This is a genomic window from Muriicola sp. (assembly GCF_049669965.1).
Taxonomy (GTDB): Bacteria; Bacteroidota; Bacteroidia; order Flavobacteriales; family Flavobacteriaceae; genus Muriicola.
Window position 1 is genome coordinate 1 of record NZ_JBATLB010000200.1, and the last position, 1,797, is coordinate 1,797.

1 pseudogene is annotated in these 1,797 nt (G+C 63.4%); it reads right to left on the reverse strand.

The features are described from left to right. Window positions 1–1,406, reverse strand: a pseudogene (locus tag WBM49_RS10445) (pyruvate dehydrogenase (acetyl-transferring), homodimeric type); the annotation flags it as partial. Window positions 1,407–1,797: the final 391 nt, after the last annotated feature.

Below are 1,797 nucleotides of genomic sequence, written 5' to 3' on the forward strand. Positions count from 1 at the left end.
TCCCTGCGCTCGATCAAGTAGCGGTACTCGGGCGAGTCCTCCGGGGGCCGGTAGTACGGAGGGCGGTCGAGCTCGAGCGTTTCATCGGGGATCTCGTTGTTCAACGACAGCAGGTCACGAAGGCCGAACAGCTGGTCGCCCGTCAGGTTCTTGACGGAGTGGGTCGCGTTCCTGCCTTGAACCTGGGGGCCAAGCGTCCATCCCTTGATGGTCTTGGCGAGGATCACGGTCGGTCGGCCCTTCATCTCCGTTGCCGCCTTGTAGGCGGCGTAGATCTTCCGGTAGTCGAGACCTCCACGCCGAAGGTTCCAGACGTCATCGTCGGTCATGTCGCGAACGAGCTCAGTAAGTCGCGGATCGGGCCCGAAGAAGTGCTCGCGAACATACGCCCCGGATTCCGCCTTGTAGCGTTGGTATTCGCCGTCGACGGTGGTGTTCATCTTGTCGACGAGGACACCTTCCGTATCGCGGGCGAGGAGCGGATCCCATCCGGAGCCCCAGATGACCTTGATGACGTTCCAGCCGGCGCCTCGGAACATCGCTTCGAGTTCCTGAATGATCTTTCCGTTGCCGCGTACGGGTCCGTCGAGGCGCTGCAAGTTGCAGTTGATGACCCACGTCAGATTGTCAAGTTTCTCGCGACCCGCGAGGGAGATCGAGCCGAGCGTTTCGGGCTCGTCGGTTTCGCCGTCCCCGAGGAACGACCACACACGGGAGCCAGACGTGTCGTCGAGATCGCGGTTTTCGAGGTACTTGAGGAACTGGGCGTGGTAGATCGAGTTGATCGGCCCCAGCCCCATCGAGACCGTCGGGTACTCCCAGAAGTTCGGCATGAGTCGCGGGTGCGGGTAGCTCGACAGGCCGGGCTCGCCGATCTCGCGACGGAAGCCGTCGAGGTCTGAATCGTCGAGGCGCCCTTCGAGGTACGCGCGGGCGTATACGCCCGGGGCGGCGTGGCCCTGGAAGTAGATGTGGTCGCCGGGTTGACCGTCGGCGGTGCCGCGGAAGAAGTGGTTGTAGCCGACCTCGTAGAGGGTTGCCGACGAGGCGAAGGTCGAGAGGTGGCCGCCGATTCCGGGGGCAGCGCGGTTGGCGCGGATGACCATAACCGCAGCGTTCCAACGGATGAATCTGCGGATTCGTTTCTCGAGCTGGGCGTCGCCGGGGAACGGCGGCTCATCTTCGGGCGGGATCGTGTTGACGTAGGGAGTTGAGACCGCTCCGGGAACCGCGATGTGGTTACGCGCAGCCTCTCGGATAAGGCGTGCGACCAGATACTGCGCGCGGCCCTGGCCGTCGGTCGCGACAACCGAGTCGAACGCGTCAAGCCATTCTGCAGTCTCCGTCGGATCCGTGTCGATGTGTGGTCCGGTGTATCCGTCAATGAAGGTGGGTGGTTCGCTCATACCTATGAATCGCTGTGTCGGAGGTACCTGAGCGTACCGAGATGTGAATCCTTGGGCGACGGAAAGTGGGATTCGAGATACGAGATACGAGACACGAGACACGCGGTGGGCCTCATTTTCGCTATTCCGGCCCCCAGGCCGCCCCCTCTGCGACCGGACATCCGTCCGGCCGCGTCTCCCCCACTCCGTGGTGGAGACAAAGGCCCAGGCCGCCCCCTCTGCCCTCGGTACGCTCGGGCACCCTCCCCCATTTCGCCTGAATCCACGGACTCGATCGCACGCCCACCAACGGAGGTCTTGCGGCGACTGGCCGGTCGTCGATTTGGTGGGTCACCAGAACTGTGACCCATACAATCCGTGGAGACCCCTTCTCGGATTCCTCCCCCTGAGG